Genomic DNA, 24,384 nt, shown 5'->3' on the forward strand with positions numbered 1-24,384 from the left:
TTACGTTCCTCAAAGGCAGGCAGCCTTTTTGGTCAGTAAGCGATCTTAAAGTTAATAAAATAGTTTCTCGGCGCGCCCGGAAAGAACTCCTTTCCCTCGCCATGAGCAAGGTACTTTTTATTCAATAAATTTGCAACACGCAATTGCGTGGTTAGCTTCACGCCGTCGAACAGGTTAAATTGGTAGCGCAAATCAAAATTAAACAGATCAAAGGCATCCACCTTGTTGCGTTCGTTCTGGTAATTATCCGTGTAAAAAGCGGACTGGTAACGCCATTGCAGCGAAGCATACCAATTTCGCCAGTTGTAGGTTAAGCGACCGTTGGCAATCACATCCGGAAAGCCGGCGATGGTGTTGCCGCTTAAATCCGTGGCCTGCCCCGACCAGTCATAAACCCTGTAATCGACCAACTTGTTTTCGCTACCGGTAAAATTAAGGCGCAAATTCCACTTTGGCGTTAGCTGCAGGTTGGCGCTCAATTCAACGCCCTGGTGCCGCGTGCGGTCTGCATTGCCCGTAATAGGCTGACCAAAACGATCTAACTGCCCGCTTTTGATGATTTCGTTTCGGAAACTCATGTAATAGTAGTTCACGTTCAGAACCAGATTGTGCGTTCGATAGCCCATGCCCAGCTCAAGGTTGGTCAGAGCCTCGGGCTTGACCAGCGGTTTGTCAAAATTGTAGGTGCCGTCGGGATTTAACTCAAATTGCGGAACTTTGTACCCCCAGTCTTCCGGGTAGCTGGCTTCGGCGGCATCGTAAAGGTTTTTTAAACGCGGTTCGCGCTGCGTGTAAGAAAGGTTGACGTAGCCGTTTAAACGAGAAGTCAGATTGTAATTCAACCCCAGACGCGGGTTAAGAAAATGGTAAGGCACGCTAAAATCGTTGCCCACATACTTTTCATCGTACAGGCGATATTTTTTGTAAGCGTACTGCAAATCGGACATGAGCGTTAAACGGGGCCGGATGCGCGTAGTTTGATGGAAGTAAAGCGAAGCGATGTCTTTGGCGCCGCGGTACTGGTAGTAGCGTCGGGCGCCGTCGCCAACCACCTCTGCCGGGAGTCCGCTCCCTTTTTGCAAGCGCCCCCAGTGCAGCGAACGATGGACGCGTAATTCGCCGCCCAGCACCAGCTCACCCAGATGCGTTTTAATGTACAATTGCGGATACCAGCCCACCTGATTGTTGTCCACGTAAGCTCTGATCAGGGCGTCAGACGGAATTTCCCGCACATCATAGCCGTACTCCGGGGTCAGGCGAAAATATTCCGGCGTGCCCCAGCTGCCGTCGTAGTCGAAAAAGCCGTAGCCTTTAATGTAAAACAGCGTGTTGTTGAGCGTCATACGATCATTTAAACGATATTCGTGTAAAATTTCGAAATGGGGCTGATTAAAGTTTTCGATCTCGTCTTTGCGGCGCGGAGAATAGTAGATGGTTTTGCCGTCTTCCGAATAATCCCACCAGTTAAAATTCATCTTGCGCAGGCGGGAGTCGGCGTTGTACTCCCGCGGAATACCGGTGTAAGTTAAGCCGTCTTCGATGGGGCCTCCGTAAAACTGCAAACGCAACGTGCTGTTTTTGGTGTAGTGCGCCAGGCCTAAAAAATAACTCTTAAAATCGATGTAAGCCAGATCGCGATAGCCGTCGGTTTGAATGCGCGAGGCCCGGGCGTAAATCACAAAGCGCTTTTTCAACAATCCGGAATTGTAGGCCAGTGAGTAGCGCCTGGTGTTAAAGGAACCGATGCCCACCGACGCGGAAACATTTCTTTGTAAAGAAAAATAGTTGGTTAAAATGTTGATGGAGCCGCCGATGGCCGCAGGTCCGTAAAATGAGCTTCCCGCCCCGCGCTGCACCTGAATGTTTTCCACATTGCTCAAAAAATCGGGAAAATCGACCCAGTACACATTGTGATCTTCGGGATCGTTTTGCGGCACGCCGTTGATCATCACCGAAATGCGGCGCTGATCAAAACCGCGGATGCTCAAATAACTGTAGCCCAAACCCGTGCCGCTTTCTGAGTAAAAGGTGGTGGAAGGCAGTTCCGAAAGCAGTTCGGGGATATCCTGAATGGTGCGGCGACGGGCGATTTCTTCCCGCTGGACCGTGCTGAAGGTAATGGGCGTTACGCGTTCTACAGCCCGCGTGGCGGTGATCGTAATCCGCGGGCCCTCCAGAACATCCTGATTCATCTCAATGGTCAAAAAAGTGTCTGCGCTTACCTTTTCCAGCCGAATGGCCCGCGCGCTGTAACCCATAAAGGTAACGCGCAACTCGTACGTGGCGGGCGGTAAAGGCGGTAATTTGAAATAGCCGTCCAGATCGGTGGTGGCGCCGATGGAAGTTGCCGGAATGAACACATTAGCTCCAACCAGCGGCCTGCCCGTTTGATCATCGACCACCACGCCAGATATCACCGGATTTTTTCCGGCAAAGACCAGCGTTGCCATAAATAAAACAATTAAACTTAGCGTAAATAAAACACGCATGGTTATGCCTCCTCTCTATTAAACAAAAAAGCCACTTCCCATGCAGGAAATGGCTTTAAAAAAATGTGTTATTTTTTTTGCCGTTTCCTGCGCTGGTATTACCCAGATCAGGTTCAAGGGGTCTGCTCTCAGCCTCTGGTTTTACCAGAAGCACCCCCACGGACTGCTATTTTATTTTATAAAACGGTCCGGTTATTTTTCTCCCGTTTCTTCCTGAATCTTTTTAATTTCCTCCAGACGCGATTCGATTTCCGATTCGATTTGCAAAATTTCCTCTTTAATCTTTTCTTTCGATTCCTGGGCGCCGCCTTCGCCTTTATTTTTTAGATGTTGCTCCAGTTCGTTTTGAGTCAACTGAATCTCGTTGATAATGTTTTTAATATCGTCTAACAAAACGCTCAGCGTCTCGTGTTTTTTCAGGCCTTTGTAATCGTTGGCCGCCAGGTAGGGGAAAACGGTTTTACCCAACAGCTCATATTTTTTGCGTTTGCTAATTTTTAACTGGTGTAGTTCAAACTTTAGGCGGGCGGTTTTCCCGTAATCCTGTGCGATCTCTTTCAGGTTTTGAGCATTCCCTTTCGCGGCATCCAGCGTATCTTCTATTGCTTTACGAATCTTCGTCATTAAATCTGCCATGGCATCCTCACTTTTGCTTCGTTTTGTAGGAACAAAATTGCCAAATTTTAACTCAAAAATCAAATCTTTTGAATCATGCTTATTTTATGCCTATCTTTCAGCAAAAAAAGAACGCTAATAAGGATGCATCATGGCTAACAGACGCACCGTTTTAATCGTTGACGACGAAGAGTCCATTCTTCAGTCTCTGCAGCGTATTTTTGAACTGTCGGGCGATTTTGAAGTGATTACCGCCCAGAATGTGGAAGAGGCCTGGAAAGCCATCAGCAACACCCTGCCCGACCTGATCATTTCTGACATTGCCATGCCCGAGGTTGACGGCATCGAGTTTTGCAAGATGATTCGCAACAACGAAATCACGCGCAACCTGCCATTCATCTTTTTAACGGCCAAGAGCGAGCGCCTGCTGGAGGGCATTAAAGCCGGCGGCGATGACTTTATTCTTAAGCCCTTTAACCTGGACGAGGTGATGGCGAAAATCGAAGCCATTTTCCGTCGAATCAAGAACACGCGCGAGCTGGTGGTGCAGTTAAAGGGCACTCTGGAAGACTACTCCCTGGACGACATCTTGCAGCTCTGCCACGAAAAAAGCATTACCGGCGCGATCATTCTTTACAACCAGGGCGAAATGGGCAAAATCATGGTTGAAAAAGGCGAAATCAAAGATATCTTTTATTCCGATTTTTCGCCGACGCGCGCGCTGGATAACCTGCGCATGTGGAACAGCGGTCTGTTTGTCATTCGACCGATTGATATTGGCCTGAAACCGGAATTAATCAAACGTAAAACGCCTAAACCTTCCAGCCCCAAATTAAACGAACTGATTCCCGTTGTGGAAGAAACGCTCTGGTGGGTGGGCCATCGCGATATTGACCAGCATCTGCAGGTGAACAGTTTCATCCGCGTTTTTGATTCCGGCGAAAAAAAGATCAACTTCCAGTTTTACGCGGGCTCCGATATCTATTTTGATCAACACAAAGAAAAAATCGTAAGTCTGCTGGGCAGTCTGAGCCATGTGCATGTGCTGGCCTTAACCAGCTCTTCGCCCGAGCTGACGCTCAACTTTCAAAAAATTCAGGAAGCCAATAAAAAACTGATCTACCTGACCAGCCGGCAGATCCTCGCTTATCTTAAACCGCTGGGCATTAATCCGCGTTATGTCAAGCCAACAGACCGCTTAAAAAACGATATTCTGAAGCTGGCCACCGATCATTCGCTACAAATCATCAAGGTGCCCTTTTCGCCGGAGCTGGAGTCGTTCATGATTTACGACTTACAAACGCGTATTCTGTTTTCGGGAATTTTGTTCAGCTCGTTTATTGACGTGGCCCAGGCCAGCCGCCTTTACGCGCTGGAAGAAGACTGGGACGTGGTGCGCAAGTTTCATCAGGCAAATATTCCCACGGGCAATGTTTTAAAATATGCCATTGATCAGGTAAAAAAATTAACGCCGGCGCCTTTAATCATCGCTCCACAGTTTGGGCTGATCTGGCGCGGACTGACCGTAAGCCAGTTTTTAGAACGCATCTACTATCTGGAAACCGGCGCCGACCTGATGGTTAACCAGAATAGTTTTTCGCAGGTCAACAAGATCATTGAAGCCTGCAACCAGCTCATCGTCCATGTGCAGCAACTGTTTCCCTTTTCGTGGATCGAAGGCAAAATGCGTCAGGATCCCTTTTTAATGGCCCGTTGCGAGTTAGGCAATGAAAAAATCAGCAAAATTTTTGGCAACCCCGAGCAATTTTTCGAACGTTTTCTGGCCAATCTGATGCGCGGCGAAGACGACCACATTGCCGGACAAATTCAAATCTTTGCCAATAAAATCGCCCGCGAACACGAACTCGTCGATGTTTTACAGGAATCTAACTCGAACAACGGAATGAACGAATTTTTCAGAAATGTCTGATTTGCGCCCCTTAAAGATCGCGATGCTCACTTCGTTTCCGCTCGATTTAACTGTCGGTTCGGGCGTGGTGCGCATGATTCTCGGTTACGCGGCAGCCTTTCAAAAAGCAGGATACCACGTTCAAATTTTCCATCCCTCTTTTCGGGGCGACTCCTACTTAAATATTGCTCTGCGGCGGTTAAAATTCAACCGCGCCCTGGCCGCACAGCGTTTTGAGGAGTTCGATCTGGTCATTGGCAGCGATTTTGACGGCTACGCCCTGAAGCGTTTAACAGCGCCCAAAGTGGTTTTGAACGCCGGCATCCTGGCCGATATTATTCGCTTTGAGCGCGGGAAAATCGCACGCATTCTACAGCATCTCGCCCGGCGCGAATGCCAGAACGTTCAAAGCGCCGCCCTGACCGTTGTGCCCTCGCATTACACCGCCCGACGCCTTCATCAGCTTTACAAAACACCTGCCAGCCGCATTGCCGTCATTCCGCTGGGCATCGACCTCGAACAATGGCGGCAATGGAAGAACGCCTGCCAGCCGCTTTCTCTGAAAGAAACCGTCATTCTGTCTGTGGCCCGCCAGTATCCGCGAAAGGGCATTAAAGATTTGATTCTGGCCTTTAAAAAAACAGTCGCCAGAGTTGACAATGTGCGTTTAATTGTAGTGGGCGGCGGACCGCAAGCAGAAGCAAACCGATCGCTGGCCCGGCAGTTGAATCTTACCGGCAAAATCACCTTTGTCGGCGACCTTAAAGATCAAACGCAGCTGGCCGGTTATTACCGTAGCGCGCACATCTTTTGCCTGCCCAGCTATCACGAAACGTTTGGCCTGGTGTTTTTAGAAGCCATGTACTTTGGCCTGCCCATCGTCGCCTATGCTTCCACAGCCATACCAGAGGTTGTAACCCCGGAACAGGGATTGTTGTGCCCCCCAGGCGATATTGATTCTTTGAGTGAAAAATTGCTAACTTTAATTGGCAGCGCTAAATTACGAAACAAAATGGGAGCCAGCGGCAAAGAGCGCGTAAAACAATTTAGCTGGCAAAACTCGGCCGCTCAACTGCTAAAGCGCGCCAATTTTTTCGGGAATAGATAGCTCCTGATTACCGTTACATGGTACAATTAAAACAATAATACAGGAAGGCGATGAAACAGGTTACCATTTCTAAAAAATTCGAGTTTTCGGCCAGTCATCGTTACTGGAACGCCGAATGGTCGGAAGAAAAAAACAACGAAGTTTTTGGTTTGTGCACCAGCCCTTACGGCCACGGCCACAATTATGAACTGCACGTTACGGTCAGCGGAAAGGTAGATCCGGTAACGGGCATGATCATCAATCTTTCAACGCTAAAAAAAATTGCCGGGAAAATTGTGGATCAGTTTGACCACAAATTCTTAAATCTGGATACGCCTTATTTTAAAGATCGCATCCCCACTACAGAAAACATTGCGCTGGTTTTGTTCGACCTTCTGGATGAACAAATCCGCAAGGAAAACGGCATCAAGCTGGAACGAATTCGCCTTTACGAAAGGCATGATCTTTATGTGGATGTCTGGCGGGAGGAAGAATGAGCCGTCGACAGATCAGCCTGTCTAAAGTTTACACTTTTAGCGCCGCGCATCGTTTACACGCGCCGCAAAAAGACGACGATTTTAACCGACGGATTTACGACAAATGCAACAACCCCAACGGCCACGGCCACGACTACTACCTGGAGGTTACGGTGCGAGGGGCGGTTGACGAACAAAGCGGCATGATCATCCCTTTACCGACGCTGGACAGCGCGGTTCACTCGGTAATCGATCCGCTGGAGCACCGCCATTTCGATCTTGAAATCGACTATTTTAAAACGCGGCGCAGCACCGGCGAAGAAATCATTCAATTTTTGTGGCAGGAGCTCGAAAAATATTTAGGGAACAAACTTTTCAAGATTAAATTATGGGAAACGAACAACAACTATTTTGAACTGGAAAGGAAAGCCTGAAAAATGAAAAGTATGGAAGAAGCCGTTCGTCAAATTTTGCTGGGCATTGGCGAGGATCCGGAACGCCAGGGATTGAAAAATACGCCGTTCCGCGTGGCTAAAATGTTTCGCGAAGTAACCAAAGGCTACCAGGCCGATCCCCAAAAAATCATTAACAATGCTATTTTTGATGTTGATTACGATGAGATGGTGGTGGTGGCCAACATCGAATATTACAGCCTGTGCGAACACCATTTGCTGCCTTTTTTTGGCGTGGTTCATGTGGGCTACATTCCGCGCGGCAAAGTGGTGGGGCTGAGCAAGATTCCGCGCATTGTGGACATGTTTGCCCGTCGCCTGCAAATTCAGGAAAAAATGACGCTGGAAATCGCCCACCTGTTAAACGACGCGTTAGACCCCGACGGCGTTGGCGTTGTGGTAGAAGGCCAACACATGTGCATGATGATGCGCGGCGTTCAAAAAGACAAAGCTAAAATGATCACCTCGGCCATGCTCGGCTCGTTTAAAGACGACGAAAAGACACGCGCCGAATTTTTAAGCCTGATAAGGAGTCCTCGCGTTGAAGCCCCCTATTGATCCATGGATTCTCATTACCGGAGCCACTAAAGGAATTGGCCTGGCCACTACCAGGCGACTGGCAGCCGCCGGCTGGAACCTCATTTTGATTGCCAGAAGCGAATCGCGCTTAAGCGAATTGAGCCATCAAATTCACGTGACAGGCGGCAAGGTGCAATGGTTTAAAGCAGACCTGACCTGCGCCCATGATCTAAATCAACTGGGCGACTGGATAAAATCTAAACAGATGAAGCTTAAAGCCGCCGTGCTCAACGCCGGAATCGCCAAAACCGGCCGGGCGCTGGAAATGCCGTTAAACGACTGGCGTCAGTTAATGGAAACCAATCTGCTGGCGCCGGTTGCCCTTTTACAGGTTTTAAAAGAGTTTTTTACCGATTACGCGCAGATTATCTTCATTAACTCCGTTGCCGGTAAAACAGTTTTTCCAGAATGGGGCGCTTACGCCGCTTCTAAATTTGCCCTGCGCGCCCTGGCCGAAACGTTGCGTCTTGAACTCGCTCCGCAGAAAATCCGCGTTTCGTCCGTTTTTCCCGCCTCGGTTAACACCCCGCTGCACGACCGCCTGGGGTTGAACTGGGACCGCCAGAACATGCTGCAGCCCGAGGATGTGGCCCGTGGCGTGGAATGGGCGCTAAACGCTCCGCAGCACGTCAACTTGAATGAAATTTCACTGGAAAATTTGAACGGCCTCTTTTAAAACACTTAGCTCAAAAGATCAAACGCTTTAGCGTGCGAATATTTTTGTAATGCTGGGTTGGTTAAATGGTTAATTGGTTGAATGGTTGAATGGTTGAATGGTTAAATGGTTAGTCTGTCATTCAAATCTGTTTCTGAAAATGTAGCGAATTCCTACCACCGTTTATGTAGGGGCGTGGGAGGTAAAGTCTGTTGCACAAAACGATGTTCCTCTCTTTCTATTCTTTGCTGCGCCTAAAAAAATCCCCCAAAAAAGGTGAAATTAATTATCATCACAATTATTTGATTTAAAACACAATATTTCGTATTCTTTTCGTTACTATTAATAGTAACAGTTACTGTGGAGAGAAACGAGTGGACAAACATTTTTCTGAAATCTGTGAATTTTTAGCAAAAACCGACGATGCTAAAACCATTGCCAGATTTTTAGAGAGTCTGTTGACCCCTAAAGAAGTAAAAACGCTTTCGTCGCGCTGGCAAATTGTTAAACTGTTAGATCAAGGCGTGCCGCAGCGCAAAATTGCCAAAGACCTTCATTTAAGTCTGTGCAAAATAACCAGGGGGTCTAAAGAGCTGAAGAAGCGCAATTCCATTTTAAAAAAAGCAATCAGTCAATATCAAACGGATGGTTAATCTTTAAAATTAAGGAGGATCAATGCAAGTAAAAGTCGTTCTAAACGAAGATGAAATGCCGCGTCAATGGTACAACCTGGCGCCCGATTTGCCCACGCCCGTTCCGCCGCCGCTGGGTCCGGACGGCAAACCGATTTCGCCGGATATGCTGGCGCCCGTTTTCCCCATGAACCTGATTGAACAGGAAGTCAGTCAGGAGCGCTGGATTGACATTCCCGAAGAAGTGCTCGCGCTTTTGTACCGCTGGCGTCCAACGCCGCTGCATCGCGCGTACGCTCTGGAAAAATTTTTAGGCACGCCGGCTAAAATTTACTACAAAAACGAAAGCGTTTCGCCTCCGGGTAGCCATAAGCCCAACACAGCCGTTGTTCAGGCCTGGTACAACAAACAATTTGGCATCGAAAAATTGACCACGGAAACCGGCGCCGGTCAGTGGGGCAGCGCCCTTTCCTTTGCCGGAGCCCTGGTGGGGCTGGAAATCAAAGTGTACATGGTGCGCATTAGCTTTGATCAGAAACCGTTCCGCAAAATTATGATGGAAACCTGGGGCGGTAAATGCATTCCCAGTCCCAGTCCTTACACCAAAACCGGTCGTAAAATTCTCAAAGAGCAACCAGATACGCCTGGCAGCCTCGGCATCGCCATCAGCGAAGCCATTGAAGAGGCCGTGACCGATCCTTCGGGCAAAACGCGCTACTCGTTAGGCAGCGTGTTGAACCACGTAATGCTGCATCAGACCATCATCGGTCTGGAAGTGAAAAAGCAGCTGGAAAAAATCGGCGAAAAGAAGGTAGATGTGGTCATCGGCTGCGCCGGCGGCGGCAGCAACTTTGCCGGATTGGCCTTCCCCTTTATGTACGACAAAATCAACGGCGCCGAGATCGACATCATTCCTGTAGAGCCGGCATCCTGCCCGACCATGACGCGCGCGCCGTACGTTTACGATTTTGGCGACACCGCGGAAATGACGCCGTTGCTGCCCATGCACTCACTGGGCCACGCCTTTATTCCTCCGCCCATTCACGCCGGCGGTTTGCGTTATCACGGCATCGCGCCCCTGGTAAGCGGAGCGATTAACGACGGGCTGGCCACGCCCAAAGCGCTGCACCAGTTAGAATGCTACGAAGCGGCCGTGACCTTTGCCCGCACCGAAGGCATTATCGTGGCGCCAGAAACCAGCCACGCCGTTGCCGCGGCCATTCAGGAAGCCAAAAAAGCCAAAGAAGAAGGCAAGGAAAAGGTCATCCTCTTTAACCTGAGCGGTCACGGCTTAATGGACCTGACAGGCTATCAAAAATATTTTGAAGGCGAACTGCAGGACTACGCTTTGCCCGACGAAGAGATGCAGAAATTCCTGAAAGTGCTGGATGGTTTACCCAAACCGTAAACGAGTTCATAACGTGCTTAACGGATCGGAACGCAGGAAACAAAATCCTGCGTTCCTTATTTTTGTGGGTGTCTCAAAGTCGACGTCAAATGAATATTTATAAAAAAATACATTGTCTTTAACTTTTGGAACAGGCCCTTTAATTTAGGAGAACAAATACATGGATGCGAAAAAAAACAAATTCGACCACTTAAAACTCTACTGCCGAAAATTAGGGCACGACATAACCTTTTCCTATTGCCGTCATGAAAACTTCGGCAAGCTTTGTTCAAAGGTGCGCGACTGCTGGTTCGAAACCCTGCCCATCGATGAATATTTGAACGCCCATTACCAGCCAGAAGAGCTGACTCATCTCTTCCAGCCGCCCAGGCCCAAAATCCTCAGCATTTACGAACTAATCCAGAAAGCCCAGCAAAAATAAAAAACCCCGGGCCAGCCGGGGTTTAAAAATTTTACTTTTCTGTTTCTTCAAGTAATTTTTCAATCTCATCCATAATGCGATTCATTTTGGCAAAGGCCTGTTCGTAAGGCAGCTTGGTGGTCATATCCACGCCCACTTTTTGCAGAATGGGAATGGCGTAATCCGAGCTGCCGGCGCTTAAAAATTCTTTTACGTATTTATCGGCCATGGGCTTGCCTTCTTTCATTATTTTTTCAGAAAGCGCCGTGGAAGCGCAAAGCGAGGTTGCGTATTGAAAAACGTAAAAGTTGTAGTAAAAGTGTGGAATGTAGGCCCATTCGATGCCGTACAAGTCTTCAATTTTAGTCACCGCATCGTGTCCGTAATACTTTTTGAGAATATCCAGGTAAATTCTGGAAAGCTTATCGCCGGTTAGCGCTTCGCCCTTTTCTACCAGTTCATGAATTTTTAACTCAAATTCAGCAAATTGCGTTTGACGAAATAGCGTGGTACGAAACGTTTCCAGCTGGTTGCCAAGAATGGACAGCCGTTTTTTAGGATCGTCAATCTTTTTTAAAACGTGGTTTACCAGCAGCGCCTCATTGCAGGTAGAAGCCACTTCCGCCAGAAAGATCGGATACTGGGCGTTAATAAAATGCTGGTTTTTATTGGAAAAATAGCTGTGCATGGTATGGCCCAGCTCGTGCGCCAGAGTGCTGACATCTTCATATTTCCCCATGAAATTCATTAAAATATAAGGATGCACATCGTAGGCCGCACCGGAAGAATAGGCGCCGGAACGTTTGCCCGTGTTGGGGAACATATCAATCCAGCGTTCATTGAAAGCTTTTTTCAAAACGTCCTCATACTCGTCGCCCAGAGGTTCCAGAGCTTCCAGAATCAAATCCTCCGCCTCATCTACGGAATAGGTTAAGTCCACCTTTGGCACCAGAGGCGCGTACATGTCGTAATAATGCAGTTCGTCCACGCCCAGCATTTTTTTGCGCAGTTTTAAATAGCGGTGTAAGGTGGGCAGATTCTCATTCACGCTTTCGATTAAATTCATGTAAACCGAAGTAGGAATATTATTGGGCGTTAAGGCCGCTTCCAGACAGGAATCATATTTGCGCACCGTTTTGTAGAATAAATCTTTTTTTAATTGACTGTACAAATCCGTCCCAAAGGTTCTTTCAAACTGCTTGTAGGCGCCAAAGAACTGCTCAAAAACCTTTATTCGCAGATCGCGATTGTCATCGGCGCGGTAAAGGGTGTAGGTGGCGTCGTCCAGTTTTACAGTTTTGCCGTCGGGCAGGGTAATTTCCGGCCGGGGCATATCTGCGTTTTTAAAGATACCGTAGATATCATAAGGCGTGTCGCTCATTAATCCGGCATGGGCAATGATTTTTTCTTCCTGGGGAGAAAGAGTGTGCGGCTTCATCCTTTGAATATTGTCGATGTATTGACGATAAACCGCCAGTTTGGGATTTTCTTTAAAAAACTTATCTATCACATCCTGCGGGATGGATAAAATTTCCGGCTCGATAAAGGACATGGCGGCTGACAGTTTGTTTCCGACCTGGCTGATTTCCTGCCGCATGGCCATGGGTCCCGATTCCCGGGTATCCTGATCCGAAAGCCGTGAGGCGTATGCCGACAATTTGTAGTAACGTTTTAACACGTCGGTCATAAAATCCAGGCACTGTTGCAGGGTTTGCGCCGATGTGGCTAACTTTCCCTGATAGTTTTTAAATTCAGGGATAAGGGCCTCAACCGCTTCTCTTTCTTTTGCCCATTCCGCCTGGCTGGCAAACAACGGAGTTAAATCCCATTTGTATTTCTCAGGAATCTGATCGCGGCTTTCATAGGTTTTTCCCTGATCGCCGGCCATCAAATTTGATCCAAAAAGCAATGTTAATGCCATCACTAAAACTCCCGCTTTTTTTAACATTTTATTCTCCTTTTTGCTTAGTAAAACCCGATGAATTGAAACAAAAAATTTAATAAAAAATATTAAAATAAAAAATAAATTCTGCCAATTAGTGTTGATTTATTGAAAGATTCTCTATATCTTTACACAATCTTACTACTCAGGTTAATTATTTTTATTCGTTTAATCCTTCTTTTACACTGAACGCCTTTTTAGGTTGAAGCCATTTATTTTGGCATTTTTTAGACAGGGATGTCGAGGCAGATTGTTTAATTATTTTTAATCCGACAGTTCGGGCACTTATCTTCTGGAGGTAAGGATGGTTAACAAAATTATCCTTGGCATTTTTATTTGTGTTATTTCCGTTCTGGGCAATATTCAGCAAAAGCTGATTGAAGCCAGAGCGGCAGAACGTAACCATGATTATTCGGCAGCGATAAAACTGTACCAACAAGTCCTGATGGCTGAGTTTACTTCCAAAGAGGCATGGCAGGGGCTGCTGCGCACCGAAGCGGCAAAAGAAGTTCAGGCTTTAAAGCTTCCCCGGGACAGCGATACCTGGAGCCACCAGGCCGGCAAAATATATTTAAAATACTATCAATATCCTACTGCCATTCACTTTTTGCAAAAAGCCTATCAGACGCAAAAAAAGCAAAATTACCTCTTTGACCTGGCCACCGCTTATTTAAAAGCGGGCTTTAACAACAAATGTATTTCCATTCTAAACGCCGAGGCCCAAAAGCATTCCAATGACGGGCTGTACTTAAAAGGGATTGCCGAATTTTACTTTAAAAACCGCCTTTATGGGCAGGCGGCAAAATTTTTTGAGCAAAGCCTGAAATTTAAGATTCAAAGCGACACGCTCTACACGCAATACGCCCGTTGCCTGGAAAACCTCGGTCGTTTAGAAGAGGCTGAAAAACTTTTCGAAAAAGGCGTTAAACAATTCAAAACGCCCTTTATTTACACCGAATTCACGCGTTTTTTTATTCGCGCCAATCAATTTGAAAAAGCGCTAAAAATTGCAGAAAAATCCGAAGATGAATTTAACACCGTTGAAGTCTATCTAAAATTGAAAGGGCGTCCGGCGGTCATTGAATACTTTCGTCAACTTCAAAAAAAGAATCCGTACCATCTGGCTTATTACATCTGGATTGCAGAGCTTTACTCACTGGAACAACAATACCAACAGGCCGAAAAGGTTTTAAAAGAAGGACTGATCCGCTTTCCCACCAACGAGCAGATGTGGGAATCGCTGGCAAAAGTTTATACAAACCTTGAAGAATTTGACCGCGCGCTGGATGTTTACAAAAAACGATTGCCGCAAAATACGCCCAATCTCAAGCAACAACTTCGGTTGTACTTGCTAAAAAAAGACCTGAAAAACGCTCAAAAGATCATCAATCAATTAAAAACGCAAAAGGCTCTGTCTGACCAGGAACTGGCCGGAATGTATGAAAAGAACTTTCCTGTGAAGGCCGAAGAAATTTACAGCGCGCTTTTAAAGACCACTCCGCAAGATGCTCGCCTTTTAAATCAGTATTTCAACTTTCTAAAAAAACAGAGAAATTATGACCGGGCCATTCATCTCGTATTGCAACATGCCCCCCAAAATGTCTCCTGGCTGATCCAGAACGGTTCGGCCATTTTACGCTTTTTGTGTTTAAACGGTTATGGCGAAAAGGCGACGGAATTGGCTCACCAATTTATTCTGGCGCAGGAAAACTGGAAGAACATTCTTTCTCCACAGGTTTATCAGCCTTATTTAACGACGCTGCGCTGGACCGGCGCCAACCGTGAATACTTTGTGTTTCTTGAAATACTGCTGGAATTTGATCCGGACAATCATGCACTCTATCAGGAAATCGCTCAGTTGTACGAACAAAATGAAAACTGGAAAGAAGCGCTGTATTACTACAGAAAACTATTAAAAGAAAATCCGCACGATGTTTTTTTGCGGTACAAAATGGCGACCATGTACGCCAAAATGGATCAACGACAAAGAGGATTGCAGGTTCTGGGCAAAAGCATTTCCACTCAAAAGCGCAGCCCGCTCGAACTCTACTATTTATCGCGCTTTTATTATGAGCAGGGCTACTTCGAACAGGCCTTAGCCATTATTAATCAAATAGTGGGCAAAAAGATTTCGCCTGAGGCGTATTTTGATGATCCTTATGGCTTTGAGCTTAAAACGGAAATTCTGGAAGCTTCCGGTAAATTAACCGATGCCTTTAACACTCTCGAACAATATGTGCGCGAATTTCCAAATGAATTGCAATCTCATCAACTGCTGGCGGAATACCTGTACCGACACGGCGATTTTATGCGCGCTGAGGCCGAGTACAAAAAAATATTCCAATTGAATCCGCAAAACTTCACCGTGCTGCGCCGCATCGCCCTGTGTATGGTCTATCAAAACAAAGTAAAAGAAGCATACCACTTTCTGGAAGAGCAAATTAAAGCCTCGCCTTACATTAACGAAGAAGATATTGACTATTACAAAGGTTACGTGGCGCACATCATGAACGATTATCCCACCGCTCTGCGCTACTATCAAACCGCCCTGCAAAAAAACGCGAATAACTCCCATATTCTGCTGTTACAGGGCATTTTGTACGAAGAAACCGAAGAACTTGAAGCCGCGCTCCGTGTTTTTAAAACGGCCCTGGCCAGGGACTCCGCCTTTACAAGGTACGACAAGTTAGGCGACATCTACCGTCACATGCATGATTACAAAAAAGCGCTTAATTATTACGCGCTTTACCGAAATGTCCGTCCGAATGATCTGTCTGTATTTCCCTCCATTGCCATTTGTTACAAAGGCCTGGGCAATGAAGAAGAAATTTACAATTTGATCGGCATGCTGCAGAGTTTTCCTGAATCGCCAGAGCGCGCCCTGCAAGAAGCACGGCTTTACGAGCTGCTGGAAAACTTTGTCGTTGCCGAAAGAAATTATTTGCGATCCATCTTACTGCAGTCTGGCGTTACGCCCGCCTTACGTTCCCTGGCGCAATTGTACATCAAAATGGGTAACTTTCTGGAAGCCGAAGTCTGGACGCGAAAATACTTTGAAGCAGCCCCCCAAAGCCCCTACAATATGGATTTAATGGGCGCCTATTACATGGAATCGCAGGACTTTATCTCCGCCGAGTACTGGTTCCGCAAAATAAACAACGATATTCCCTGGTACTACTTTGCCCGGAACAATCTGGGGCTGGTTTATTTGCATAAAGGCGACTATCAGAAAGCCAGAGAAATATTGAAAGAACTGAGCGCCACTCACCCCGAGCATTCGGCTTTTCGCCGTAACCTGGCATTATGCGAAATTCGTTTAAACAATCTGTCCGATGCCAACAGTATTTATTCAAACTTAATCAAAGAGCGGCCTTACAACCTCAAGAACTACATCGAGTACGTCCGCTTTATGCTGTTTTTTAAAAACGATGTGCGCCGAGCCCGCGATGTTTTAAACAGGGCTTTAAAAATGGCGCCGCACAACAAAGAGCTAAAGGCCCTGGATTATTTACTGATGGCTTACGAAGGCAAGGCCAAGCAGGCCATTAGCGGATTGCTTGACTTACAAACCTATTACAACGACAACAACCGCCATGCCCAGGGAACCCTTGCCCTTTACCTGTCTCTGGCCTACGAGAAAAACAAAGATATTAAAACCAGAAATGAATACCTGGCCATAGCCCAGAAAATGGACCCCAATGATTTTTGGATCGATGAAATTCATGCCAGGAAAGCCATCCCCTTAAAAGTGGTAGCCATTAGCGAAAAGCCGGAAGTCATTGCCGCCCAGCAAAAGCAGGGATTGATGGATACCTTTCAGAAATATGAAGATCGTTTTACCAGTCTGGAATTGAATGATCGTTTTAGCCTGTCGCAGGTTTCAACAGAAAAGGTTAAGGAAAAAATTGATAAACAATCCGAGTTTGACGTGAGCATTGCGCCGGACAATTTACGCCATACAGCCGGTCTTAAGCTCATTCAGGCGCCTAAAATCATCATTACCGCGCCTAAAGACGGGCACCACACGCGCGCTTCTTCCATCAACGTCGAAGGCTTTATCACCCAGGGCAAAAAACCTGTGGCCTTCGATTTAAACGGTAAAAAAATTACGGAATATGGCAAGAATGTAAAAATCCAAAAAATGCCGGATCCTGAAACCTATCCCAACGCCATCCCCTTCCGCGTAACCGATTTTCCCCTCGTCCCTGGCGCCAACTTTTTGACCGTACACGCTAAGTTTAAAGACAACTACGAAACACAAAGCACCATCAGAGTGGGCAGAATTGCCAAATTGTTGTACGCCTTTGAAACCATTCCCAAAAGAGCAAAAGGCGTCAATCGCTGGGCGTTGATTGTCTCTAACGAAGATTACGAAGACCCACGAATCCAGGACCTGCCCAACGCCCAATATGATGTGGATGCGTTTAAGAGGTTTTTAACCGCATCCAACGGGTTAGACATTCCGGAAAGCAACATCCTGACACTGTCCCTTTCTACGGGTATTCAACCAACGCGATCGGCGGTAATTGACGGCATCAAAACTATTGCCCGCTACGTGGAGCCTCAGGACGAGGTGATTATCTTTTACGTGGGTAACGCACTTATTATTAACAACGGTTCCGGTTCGCAACAGAGCTTTACCTTTCTAATGCAGGACTCTCAGATAGACAAGCTGTACAGCACGGGCATCAATATGGAGTTTTTCCATCTCATTTGTAAATCCATTCCGGCTTACAAAGTCAGTTGTTTTCTGGAGGCCAATCTTTTTGAGAATAATTCCAACCGTCTGGAAAAATTGACCGCATTGAGTCCCATCAAATTCGATTTTGCGGACAACAACAAAGAGCCTTACGTAAACATCCTTATTATGGGCAACGGCCTGACGACGACGCCATCGAATGCCGCAAAACCCAGCCGATTTACTTCTAATTTGATTAAGGCTTTGAAAGGAGCCGCCGATAGTAACAAAGACAAAAAAATCACTTTTGATGAGATTTTTAATTATTTGAAAGCGCGAATTCGCAACCATGAAATTGTTTTGGGGAACTTTCAACACAAAATGACCTTGTTTGGTTTACAAAATTAGCTTTACAGCACAGCGCAGCCATTACTAAAATGGGAGGCATTATAATGGAAAAGCAAAATCCTGCAGACCCCGTTTCAACGAAAAGGAAAAGCGCGCTTCGGTCGCTCTCTTTAACCCGCAGCTTGCTTTTAGGCGCCGGGGTGACGCTGGTTGTTTTAATAGGCGTGTATTACCTTGGTCAGATCAAAGGTTTTGAAAATATACGCGCGCTTTTTTTGGAACGCGGATTCATTCAATACCTGATTACCTTTTTAGGCGCCTGGTCGTTTTCCATTTCCTTTTTAAAACAGCGAGAAATAAACTGGGAAAAACATAAAGCCGCTGAGACCAAAAAGCATTTTCACTGGACGGTATCGGAAAATGTGGAGGAAGCGTTAAAAAATATTATCAAAGCGGTGCCGGGCGTTGAACGCACGCGCCTCTTCCAACGCATCCAAAGGGCTTTTAGCGCCTTCCAGAGCGGCATGGAAAGCAACGATTTAAGAGACGCCTTACTGGAACAAAGCGACCGGGATTCTGAAAACGTTGAACTCAGCTACACGATTTTACGTGTGCTGGTGGCAGTCATCCCTCTTTTAGGTTTTACGGGAACCGTGCTGGGCATCAGTAACGCGGTCGGTAATTTCTCCTCGGTCATTGAAACGGCCCGCGAACTGGAACAGGTGACAAGCCATCTGGGCGGCGTGACCACCGGCCTGGCCGTGGCCTTCGACACCACGCTGCTGAGTTTATTGATTACCGTGCCTTTAATGATGTACACCTCCGCTTTAAAAAAACGCGAAGACGAGCTTTTGCTGGAAATCGACGAGTTCTGCGAATACGAAATTCTTGATCCCATCTTTCAGGAAAAAAGCAAAGAAAAACATTTAGTCGATATCATTGAACACCTGGATCAAAAAGTTCTGGAAGACCATGTTGCAGCTCTGACCAAAACAGTCAATGTTTTAAGCGATTTAAACGTAAACATTCAAAAACATCAAACCTTATTTGCCGATTCGCTCCAGAAGTACAGCGAAGTTAGTAACGCATTGGTTCAAATCAGCAAAAACCAGGAATTCTGGGCCGATCAAATCATGTCGCTGGAAAAAGTAAACAACCACCTGGAAGCCATTTTCTCCTCGCTGAAGGCCCTGCCCGAAGGCATGAAATCCGTTTTACTCAAAACGCAGGAAAGTTATTACCAGGGCCTTATTAGCGAAATGAACAAAATAATCCAGACCTTTGAAGCCAAAGACAGCAAGACGAGCGAAAAATTAAACGCTTACCTGACCTACGAAGAAGAGATGCAAAAATCGTTACAACAGACCATGGAAAAAATCCATACCGGCCTGGCAGAGTTAAAGCCGATTTTAGAAAACCTGAACAAACCCGTGACCATTACCCTTTCGCATCAATCGACAATCAACAAATAAGAACTGAGAAAGAACTATGGCCAGGAAACGTTCCGAAGGTTTTTTACCGACATTATTTCCTTTTTTAAGCATCTTAACCTGTACGGCAGGCGTGCTTTCTTTTATTATTATTTCCATTAGCGTGGTTTCTCTGTTGGCCCCGAGCATCATGGTCACGTCAAGAGATACTACCACAAAAAACCCAAAAAAACCGACCTATGTGGAATGCCATCCGAATTATCTGCTATTAACTCAAACGCAGGATCAAATTCCTTATGTTCAGATCGACCAACCGCGTTCGCCCTTTCGCCTTTTTCTGCAACAGATAAAGCAACGGGCAGACAGTACGTACATTGTATTCGCCATTTATCCAGAAGGCGAACGGACGTTCAGAAGGGCGTACCGCTTAATTAGCGAATTAAACAAACAATTAGCCTTACAGGGCGCTAAAATCGACATCGGATACGAACCATTTAACAAAACGTGGCATTTACAAGTTGGCAGGGATTAACCGATGAGACGGCGAGGTAAAAAATCTACTGGCTCATTTAGTTTTAATATCGATTCTTTAATGGACATTGTAACCAATATTGTGGGGATGCTGGTCATCATTGGCATTATCAGCAGCCTTTCATTACGCTCTAAAGATTTTGTATTCGAAACGCCGATGGTTTATGAAACGGAAAAAGCGAGCATCATTTTCGAATGCAGAAATAACCAGCTATTCCCTGTTTCGCAAAATGCCGAAACGTTTTACTACCGCACCTATGCCGCCTATCAGGAGGTGTTAATCCCCGTGCCTGACGCGCAGGGCGAGAGTATTGCCGAAATCAGCCAGCCCGGTTCCATATTTTACGAAATGTTGAATCAAACCGATCCCCAAAAACAATTTTTTTACTTTATTGTGCGCTCCGATAGCTACGACATTTTCAGAGAAGCGCGAAAACTGGCCTGGGAAAAAAATATTGAAGTGGGCTGGACGCCCAAACCGAAAGATGAAATCATTCTGTTTTCGCCTTACGGCGAAAGAACAAAAGTGGTCGATTAATTCATGGTAGATTTCAAGATGAGCGGAATGCAAAAAAGTCTTATTTTGTTGTTATTTCTTTTCATTTTTGTGGGATGTAAAAAACAGGAAGCCACGCCTTCCGACGCTTCCGGCCAGGCCATCTCCTTTATCAATGTGGTTCACAAAAAAGGGGTGGTAGATATTCTACCGCTTGACAACCATCGACTGCTTTCCATCGGTAGAGACAGCCTGGTCATTTTATGGCAAACCGATTCGGCCAGAGCCATGGCTTTTAAGCGCTTACGCCGAACGCCGGTGGCGCTTGCCAGATCCGTGAACGATCCGGCTTCGTTCTGGCTCTTTTTAGAAAAAGGTGTTATCTTACAATTGTCCATACCGGAGCTTGCGGTAAAAAATCAGATTCAGACCGTATTTAATAACTTTGCCAGGCCGCTGCTTTCCCTTCCCCAAAAGGTATTTTACGCCAGGGCCGATTTAAATCTGGTTTTATTCGATCCGCTTAAAGCCTCTGTCAAAATCCAGCCTTTTGCTTTAAATTTTAAGGACGCTATTTCTGTGGCCAGAACCCAACCGCTTCTGGTCCGCTTTCGAGATACTCAGGCCCGGTTATTCGATTTGCGTACGTTTAAAGGACTCTCTTCTGTCAATCTGCCTCGTTTCAATTCCAGAACAAAAGCGCCGCGCTTGATAACCTTTGTTGATGATCATTTTTGTCTGGCGGCCCACGCTGAAAACCTGTGGTTAATCGACTGGAACCGGCGGCAGGCGCGCATTCTACCGCGCAATCATCTGGCGCCCATCACGGCTCTGGCCGCTTCTAATTCATTAAAGATGTTTTTCAGCGGCTCCATGGATAAGTCGATTAAAGTGTGGGACATGGATTCACAAGAATTAAAGGCTTCGCTTTACGGCCATTTTTTCAATATTAACCGGTTGGTAGTCATCGATTCCACCCAAAGCCTGATCTCCGCTTCGGAAGACGGCACCATTCTCATTTATGATTTACATAATTTTGAGATGGTAAAACGACTGGGCGCCATGGAAGTCGCCTTAAAATCGCCCTGGCAACTGACCATCACCTCGGTTTATCCGGCGCGCTCTTTTAAGGTAGGAACTGACGAATACAACGTGTCGGAACGTGGAAGCCGACTTTTAAAAGTAAACGCCGAAATAAAAAATATCTCGCCGGCCGACGCCATATTTTTTTCCTCCAACTTTTTTATCATTGATTCGTCCAATGCCAGAACGCCCTGCGTGGGGCTTGAAAATTACGTGGCTCTTGGGCCCGATGCCTATTTCAAAAGGCTTATTTCCCCCGGTAAATCCATTAAAGGCACCTTTATCTTTGTGATTAAACCACCTTATCAAAAATACCGACTCACCTACGAAACCCTGCCGCCCGTTTCATTGCAAGACTTCTGATAATCTTTCTGGTTTTAATTTTTACCCTCCTTTCATTAGACTGCAACATTCATTATTGATTTCCGTAAATCGTTAAAAAGCGGTTAACCAATCAGGGAGTAGAACAATGAAAGTTTTTTACAAAGGATTTGTATTTTTTTTCATGTTAACCACCATTGTTTTAGCAAAAGATCAGATTTCCCGAAAAACCTGCCAGGCCTATCCTGTCAATTCCGTAGCTCCCAAGATCGATGGCAAACTGGATGATCCTTGCTGGCAAAAAGCGCCTTTTCAGGATTCTTTTGTGCAGATCAAACCGGTTGAGAACGCCACGCCTTCTCAAAAAACAAATTTCAAAGTTCTGTATGATAAAACCAATCTTTATGTGGGCATTGTCGCTTACGACACGGAACCGGATAAGATTGAATCTCAGATATCTCGTAGAGATCAGATTAACAGCAGCGATTTTCTGGCCGTGGCGCTAGATAGTTATCTGGATAGACGCACGGCTTTTGTGTTTGGCGCCAATCCAGCCGGCGTTAAATCCGATATTTTAATTTCCGAAGACGGGAATCGGCAGGATGAAAGTTGGGACCCGATATGGGAAGTCAAAACAAGCGTCACCGATTCCGGCTGGATTGTGGAAATGCGCATTCCCTTTAGCCAGTTGCGCTTTGCCCAAAAAGCCAGTCATACATGGGGTTTTCAGGTCTATCGTAAAATTTACCGCAACCAGGAAGAAGACATGTGGCAATACATTCCCAGAAACGCCGCCGGATTCGTTTCCTATTTCGGAAATCTGACGGGCCTCGAGGGCATTCACTCGCCAAAACGCGTGGAATTCCTTCCTTACGCCGTCAGCCAATTACACCTGTTTCAGGCCGAACAGGGCGATCCCTTCGCCACCGGTCGCGACTTCCGCTTCGACTTTGGTTTGGATGGAAAAATCGGAATTACCAGCGATCTGACCATGGATTACACCGTCAACCCGGACTTCGGGCAGGTGGAGGCCGATCCTTCCGAGGTCAACCTTACCGCCTTTGAAACCTTTTTCGAAGAGAAGAGACCTTTTTTCATCGAAGGCAAGAATATCTTTGAATTTACGCTGGCTATGGGCGACGGCGATATGTCGCAAGAAAAGATCTTTTATTCCAGACGCATTGGCCGCTCGCCGCAATACTACCCTTCCGCAGACGACGGTTTTAATTACGATTTTATCGACATGCCGGAACAAACGCGCATTTTAGGCGCCGCCAAACTCAGCGGCAAAACCAGCAAAGGCTGGTCCATCGGCCTGCTGGACGCTGTTACCAATGCGGAAAAAGCCGTCATTGACGACCAGGGCCGTCGGCAAAGCGTAACCGTGGAGCCGCTGACCAATTTTCTGGTCGGTCGTCTGCAAAAAGATTTTGACGAAGGCAACACATCCATAGGCGGTATTGTAACGGCAACCAACCGCCAGATCAACCAAGATTATTTAAAATTTTTAAACAAATCCGCCTACACCGGAGGCATTGATTTTCGCCATCAATGGGCTAATAAAGCCTATTTTGTCAACTTTAAACTGGTCGGCTCTCACTTAATCGGAGATCCAAAGGCCATTACGCGCGTTCAGGAATCTTCAGCCCGCTATTTTCAACGACCGGACGCCGACCATGTTAAGTACGACACCACACGTACCACCCTTTCCGGCCATGGCGGCACGTTTGGCATTGGCAAAGTGGGCAACGGCAACTGGCGTTTTGCGGTAGGCGGCCTCTGGCGTTCCCCCGGCCTGGAGCTCAACGATGTGGGCTTTTTGCGTCGCGCCGATCAGATCATGCAGTTTTTGTGGATCGGCTACCGACTTAACAATCCCATCGGTATTATTCGGCGCGCCGATCTGAACATCAACCAGTGGCAGGCCTGGAACTTTGCCGGCGACCAGCTGTTTTCCGGCGGAAACATTAACGGCGGCATTCAGTTCACCAATCTCTGGGGCTTTTACACCGGCATCAATCGCCAGCAGGACGGCTATTCACCGTATTTATTGCGCGGCGGCCCGCTGGCGCGCTACACCGGTAGCTGGAACTTCTGGATAAGAGGTTACAGCAATCAGTCCAGGGACTATCAGTTTGCCGTTTCCGTGGGAATCCAGCGCAATGACGATGCCGTTTCTAATGGCTACCAGGTACGCTTTAACTATTCCCAAAAAGTTAACAACCGTTTAAAAGTGGAAATCAATCCCTTTTACGCCTTTAATCGCGATAACCTGCAGTACGTCTCCAGGGAAACGTTTCAAAATGAAGATCGTTATCTATTTGCCAGACTCATTCAAAATACCTTTGGCGTGGTTTTCCGTTTGAATTACAGTCCAACGCCCAATCTTTCGTTCCAGTATTACGGACAGCCTTTTATTTCTGCAGGCAAATACAATCATTTTAAAAGGATTACCAATCCACGCGCTAAAGGAAACGACCGCTTTCAGGAATTTGACGCCGAACAAATTGTTTACGACCCGCAAGACGAAACGTACTACATCGATGAAAACCGCGATGGCGTGACAGACTATTCGATCTCCTACCCGGATTTTAATTTTAAAGAATTCCGTTCTAATTTTGTGATTCGCTGGGAATATCAACCGGGCTCCACGCTCTTTTTGGTGTGGACGCAAAGCCGTAATGATTTTATCGGCAACGGCAGCTTTCAGGCTTTTTCCGATTTTAAACAATTATTCGGCTCCCGCCCGGACAATGTTTTTTTGATCAAGCTGAATTACTGGCTGTCCATGTAATCGAACATGGTTTGCTCCCGGCATTCATTTAAAAAAGAGCGTCATTAAATTTTAACGGT

Annotated in this window: 18 protein-coding genes and 1 riboswitch; of the genes, 15 read left to right on the plus strand and 3 right to left on the minus strand. The window is 46.5% G+C overall.

The window, feature by feature from the left end; translation table 11 throughout:
- Window positions 1-32 precede the first annotated feature (32 nt).
- Together Cabys_RS18535 and Cabys_RS18540 are read right to left on the minus strand one after the other, a co-directional pair.
- Window positions 33-2,489, minus strand: a complete 2,457-nt coding sequence (locus tag Cabys_RS18535) for a TonB-dependent receptor (RefSeq protein WP_006927814.1) — start codon at window positions 2,487-2,489, stop codon at window positions 33-35.
- Between the two features lie 67 nt (window positions 2,490-2,556).
- Window positions 2,557-2,657, minus strand: a riboswitch (TPP riboswitch).
- A 24-nt stretch (window positions 2,658-2,681) separates the two neighbouring features.
- Window positions 2,682-3,125: a hypothetical protein gene (locus Cabys_RS18540; RefSeq protein ID WP_006927812.1), complete on the minus strand. Its 444-nt coding sequence runs from the start codon at window positions 3,123-3,125 to the stop codon at window positions 2,682-2,684.
- Between the two features lie 130 nt (window positions 3,126-3,255).
- Between Cabys_RS18540 and Cabys_RS18545 the strand changes: the two genes are divergently transcribed.
- The 9 genes from Cabys_RS18545 (at window position 3,256) to Cabys_RS18585 (ending at window position 10,723) form a co-directional block, all read left to right on the plus strand.
- Entirely contained in the window at window positions 3,256-5,034 is a 1,779-nt protein-coding gene (locus Cabys_RS18545) for a response regulator (RefSeq protein WP_006927811.1), read from the plus strand.
- Window positions 5,027-6,121 (plus strand): glycosyltransferase family 4 protein, encoded by a 1,095-nt coding sequence (locus tag Cabys_RS18550; protein WP_006927810.1) that lies wholly within the window; start codon window positions 5,027-5,029, stop codon window positions 6,119-6,121. The genes Cabys_RS18545 and Cabys_RS18550 overlap by 8 nt, the downstream gene beginning before the upstream one ends.
- 50 nt (window positions 6,122-6,171) lie before the next feature.
- On the plus strand, window positions 6,172-6,597 hold the full coding sequence (locus Cabys_RS20345) for a 6-pyruvoyl trahydropterin synthase family protein (protein ID WP_006927809.1): 426 nt from the start codon (window positions 6,172-6,174) through the stop codon (window positions 6,595-6,597).
- Window positions 6,594-7,010: a 6-carboxytetrahydropterin synthase gene (locus Cabys_RS20350; protein WP_006927808.1), complete on the plus strand. Its 417-nt coding sequence runs from the start codon at window positions 6,594-6,596 to the stop codon at window positions 7,008-7,010. The genes Cabys_RS20345 and Cabys_RS20350 overlap by 4 nt, the downstream gene beginning before the upstream one ends.
- Window positions 7,011-7,013: 3 nt before the next feature.
- Window positions 7,014-7,586: a GTP cyclohydrolase I FolE gene (gene folE / locus Cabys_RS18565; protein WP_006927806.1), complete on the plus strand. Its 573-nt coding sequence runs from the start codon at window positions 7,014-7,016 to the stop codon at window positions 7,584-7,586.
- Complete coding sequence (locus Cabys_RS18570) at window positions 7,570-8,283, plus strand: SDR family oxidoreductase (protein WP_006927805.1); 714 nt, start codon at window positions 7,570-7,572, stop codon at window positions 8,281-8,283. The genes folE and Cabys_RS18570 overlap by 17 nt, the downstream gene beginning before the upstream one ends.
- Before the next feature lie 353 nt (window positions 8,284-8,636).
- Window positions 8,637-8,915 carry a Trp family transcriptional regulator gene (locus tag Cabys_RS18575; protein ID WP_006927804.1) on the plus strand — a complete coding sequence of 93 codons (279 nt, stop codon included), beginning with the start codon at window positions 8,637-8,639 and terminating at the stop codon, window positions 8,913-8,915.
- A gap of 22 nt (window positions 8,916-8,937) precedes the next feature.
- Window positions 8,938-10,302: a TrpB-like pyridoxal phosphate-dependent enzyme gene (locus Cabys_RS18580; protein WP_006927803.1), complete on the plus strand. Its 1,365-nt coding sequence runs from the start codon at window positions 8,938-8,940 to the stop codon at window positions 10,300-10,302.
- 160 nt (window positions 10,303-10,462) lie between these two features.
- Entirely contained in the window at window positions 10,463-10,723 is a 261-nt protein-coding gene (locus tag Cabys_RS18585) for a hypothetical protein (protein ID WP_006927802.1), read from the plus strand.
- Between the two features lie 31 nt (window positions 10,724-10,754).
- Here Cabys_RS18585 and pepF read toward each other — a convergent pair whose 3' ends face one another.
- Window positions 10,755-12,650 carry an oligoendopeptidase F gene (gene pepF / locus Cabys_RS18590; protein WP_006927800.1) on the minus strand — a complete coding sequence of 632 codons (1,896 nt, stop codon included), beginning with the start codon at window positions 12,648-12,650 and terminating at the stop codon, window positions 10,755-10,757.
- A 298-nt stretch (window positions 12,651-12,948) separates the two neighbouring features.
- Here pepF and Cabys_RS18595 point away from each other — a divergent pair, with 298 nt between their 5' ends.
- The 6 genes from Cabys_RS18595 to Cabys_RS18620 all read left to right on the plus strand — a co-directional run bounded on the left by Cabys_RS18595 (window position 12,949) and on the right by Cabys_RS18620 (window position 24,325).
- Window positions 12,949-17,730, plus strand: a complete 4,782-nt coding sequence (locus Cabys_RS18595; RefSeq protein ID WP_006927798.1) for a tetratricopeptide repeat protein — start codon at window positions 12,949-12,951, stop codon at window positions 17,728-17,730.
- Between the two features lie 44 nt (window positions 17,731-17,774).
- Entirely contained in the window at window positions 17,775-19,142 is a 1,368-nt protein-coding gene (locus tag Cabys_RS18600; protein WP_006927797.1) for a MotA/TolQ/ExbB proton channel family protein, read from the plus strand.
- Window positions 19,143-19,158: 16 nt separating this feature from the next.
- Entirely contained in the window at window positions 19,159-19,632 is a 474-nt protein-coding gene (locus tag Cabys_RS18605) for a hypothetical protein (protein WP_006927796.1), read from the plus strand.
- A gap of 3 nt (window positions 19,633-19,635) precedes the next feature.
- Window positions 19,636-20,169, plus strand: a complete 534-nt coding sequence (locus Cabys_RS18610; RefSeq protein WP_006927795.1) for a hypothetical protein — start codon at window positions 19,636-19,638, stop codon at window positions 20,167-20,169.
- Window positions 20,170-20,172: 3 nt separating this feature from the next.
- Complete coding sequence (locus tag Cabys_RS18615; RefSeq protein WP_006927794.1) at window positions 20,173-21,573, plus strand: DUF4352 domain-containing protein; 1,401 nt, start codon at window positions 20,173-20,175, stop codon at window positions 21,571-21,573.
- 106 nt (window positions 21,574-21,679) lie between these two features.
- Window positions 21,680-24,325, plus strand: coding sequence for a DUF5916 domain-containing protein (locus Cabys_RS18620; protein WP_006927793.1), 2,646 nt, complete (start codon window positions 21,680-21,682; stop codon window positions 24,323-24,325).
- Window positions 24,326-24,384: the final 59 nt, after the last annotated feature.

The sequence above is a fragment of the Caldithrix abyssi DSM 13497 genome, assembly GCF_001886815.1.
In the GTDB taxonomy this organism is placed as follows: domain Bacteria; phylum Calditrichota; class Calditrichia; order Calditrichales; family Calditrichaceae; genus Caldithrix; species Caldithrix abyssi.